A 3,165-nucleotide genomic window follows, 5' to 3' on the forward strand; every position below is an offset into this window, starting at 1 on the left:
GGAACCGCAGTAGTTCCGCGTCGGGGTCGGCCGCGGTCCGCACCGCCTCGTACGGCAGCAGGAACTCGCCCAGTTCGGTGGAGTAGTACGCGGCGTCCGGGTGCACCGGATACTCGGCGAAACCCTCCGGCGCCGGATAGGCGTAGGAATAGAAGGCGCCTTCGTCCGCGCCCCCGGGCCAGAATCCGCAGCTGCTGAGCTCGTGCGAATAGGCCTCGGTCATCACCCAGTCGGCGCAGTTGGGGATGCCTCCGGGGTGCGGTGGCGCGGTGCGCCCGGAGAAGCGCGTGCAGGCGAGATCCATCGCGCCCCAGAAGAAGTGCACCGGACTGACCTTGCCGAGGAAGTCCCCTCGGAACTCGTGCAGGACGCGATCGGCCTCGAGCAGTTGCCGCCAGAAGAGGTGGGCCGCGTCGGGGTCGTACGTGTTGTGCTCGTGGTCCTGCACGAACGGAATCGCCGGATCCACCTCGTTCGGGGTGCCCTGGATCCGGGTGGCGATGCCCAACTCGTCCAGGGTGCCGAGAACGCGTCCGTGAAAATCCGCCACCGACTGCGCAGCGAGCGGGACGCAGCCGCTGCCACCGTCGCTCGAGCGGATGCGCAGGATGTGCTCGCAGAGGTCGAACTCGATGTCGAATACGTTGTGCCGGTAAGGAATCGACGAGGTCCCCAGCCCGCGAGGCGTGACGTACAGCGTCGCCTGCCACCAGTGGTTGACCATCGGCGCGTGAGCCAGCCGGATCTTGCCGACGATCTGCAACCACATGTGCAGGGTGTCCCGAGTCGCGGCCCAGTCGGCCGTGCGCAATCGCGGCCACGCCTCGCCCGGAACCGATGCCGATTCGTTCACCACGCCTCCCCGGTTCGGGAAACGACCCTACTCGGCCGGGCCGTCCGCCGGGCCTCCTCGACGGAATCCCGTCGCCGGCGCACCCGCTCCGGGAACGCGTATCCGGACAAGTGCTGCGCCGCCGTCGGCGGCGGCGCAGAATTCAGGTACGAACCGCGACTCCCGCCGGGGGCACCATGGCCACATCGTCCGACCTCCCCACGGTGGGGGTCGAAGAGGAATTCCTCCTCGTCGACGCGGAAACCGGAGAACCCGCCGTCAACAACTCCGACGTCGTCGAGCAGGCCCGCGCCCTCGGGGTGGAACTGCAGTACGAACTGGACCGGTGCCAGGTCGAAACGGCGTCAGGGGTCTGCCACGACGCCCACGAGCTGTACACCGACCTGTCCACCCGGCGATCCCTCGTCGCCGAGGCCGCCCGCCGTTGCGGTTCCCGGCTGGTGGCGGTGGGTGTCCCGGTCGTCGGGTCCCGGGAGCTTCCGGTCACGGAGAAGCCGCGGTACCTGCGGATGGAACGGCACTTCGGCATGCTGGCCCGCGAACAGGGCATCTGCGGCTGTCACGTGCACGTGGCCGTGCCGGACCGGGCGACCGCCGTGCAGGTGAGCAATCACCTCCGGCCGTGGCTGCCCACCTTGCTGTCGTTGTCGGCGAACTCCCCGATCCACCGGGGAGTCGACACCGGGTACGCGAGCTGGCGCTCGATCCTGTGGTCGCGCTGGCCGAGCGCCGGTCCACCACCGTACTTCTCGTCGGTGGAGGAGTACGACAGCACCGTCGCGGCCATGCTGGAGTGCGGCAGCATCCTCGACAAGGCGATGGTCTACTGGGACGTCCGTCCGTCGACCAATTTCCCCACCGTCGAGGTGCGGGTGTGCGACGTCCCCGTGACCGTCGCCGAGACGGTCCTCGTCGCCGTCCTCGTTCGCGCTCTGGTGCTCACGGCTCTGCGCGATCTCGAAGCGGGCCGCACCGCCGTGGCCTTCTCCTCCGAAGTACTGCGGGCCGCGTACTGGCGCGCGGCGCGCGACGGCCTGCCCGGCGACGGCATCGACCTGCCCTCGACCGCCCGCCGCCCGGCCGCGCACCTGCTCAGGGCGATGATCGAGCACGTCCGGCCGGCCCTCGAGGATCTCGGCAGCTACCAGCAGGCGCGTGAGGGTCTGCACGCCGTGCTCGGATGCGGAAACGGGGCCGTCCGGCAGCGACGGGTGTTCGCCGCCGGCGGCACCGCCCAGGACGTGATCGCCCGGCTGGCCGAACTGACGTCCGCCGGGTGCACCCACTGAGCCGCGGAACACACGCACCTATCCCTAGCTTTCCGGTCGGGAATTGGTTACGGTCTGCGCCGTGCTCCTGCTGACCCGTCGCCGCCACATCGACTTCGCCCGCACGGCGACGTCCACGTGTCCGTGCCCGTAGGCCCGTCTCTCCCCCGAACCGACTGTCGAGGAAGCACATTCATGACCACTGCTCCGTCCACCCACCTGCGCGCCGTCGTCGACACGAATCGTGAGGCGATCGCCGGCGACCCCACCCGGGCTCACGCCGTCTTCCGCGCCGAAGCGCACGGGCACGACGCCGTCGCCAGCACCGTCGCCCTCGGCAGGTTCAGCGTCGAGGTCGACGAACCGCCGGCTCTCGGCGGGGAGAACACCGCGCCGAACCCCGTCGAGTACTACCTCGCCTCGCTGCTGTCCTGCCAGGTGGTGACCTACCGCGTCTGGGCAGAGCAGCTCGGGATCCGCGTCGACGACATCTCGGCGCGCGCCGAAGGCGATCTGGACGTGCGCGGGTTCTTCGGCTTCGGCGACGTCCGCCCCGGATTCGGGGAGGTGCGGGTCGCCGTTACGCTGTCGGGACCGGAGCCGCGCGAACGCTACCTCGAACTGCAGGAAGCGGTGGACGCCCACTGCCCCGTCCTCGATCTGACGCGCAACCCGACCCCGGTGCGAACCGTGGTCGAGATCGCGTGAATTTCGGGGCGCACTGGTCGGCGTCCCGCGGAGCAGATAGTGTCGGGCGCGTGAGCCGGACACGAATTCAGGCAATGCCGGGGCCCTCCGCCCGCTGCCACGCCGTGCGCATGTGTATGTGCGGGTGTCCGGCCGTCTGACCGGCCGCACCCGATCCTCGCCCGTACCGGGCATCCCGAGTGTGCATCGACGTGGCGTCCCCGTGTCTCGTCCCGGGCGGGAACCGTCACGTCACCCCGAGACGATCGTCGACCGAACAACGGAGCAGCAACCCCATGAGCGAAATCCCCATCGATCCCGCAGCCTCCTGGAGCTTCGAGACCAAGCAGATCCACG

General features: G+C 69.6%; 3 protein-coding genes. 2 read left to right on the forward strand and 1 reads right to left on the reverse strand.

The window, feature by feature from the left end; all coding sequences use genetic code 11:
• Positions 1 to 769: DUF5996 family protein (locus OEY_RS0109795; protein WP_237713742.1), on the reverse strand; the 769-nt coding region annotated here is incomplete at its 3' end.
• 260 nt (positions 770 to 1,029) lie between these two features.
• Here OEY_RS0109795 and OEY_RS0109800 point away from each other — a divergent pair.
• Together OEY_RS0109800 and OEY_RS0109805 are read left to right on the forward strand one after the other, a co-directional pair.
• Positions 1,030 to 2,142: a carboxylate-amine ligase gene (locus tag OEY_RS0109800; RefSeq protein WP_010593710.1), complete on the forward strand. Its 1,113-nt coding sequence runs from the start codon at positions 1,030 to 1,032 to the stop codon at positions 2,140 to 2,142.
• 174 nt (positions 2,143 to 2,316) lie between these two features.
• Entirely contained in the window at positions 2,317 to 2,829 is a 513-nt protein-coding gene (locus OEY_RS0109805) for an OsmC family protein (protein WP_010593711.1), read from the forward strand.
• Positions 2,830 to 3,165: the final 336 nt, after the last annotated feature.

The organism is Rhodococcus sp. P14, from assembly GCF_000256505.1.
Classification (GTDB): Bacteria; Actinomycetota; Actinomycetes; order Mycobacteriales; family Mycobacteriaceae; genus Rhodococcus; species Rhodococcus ruber.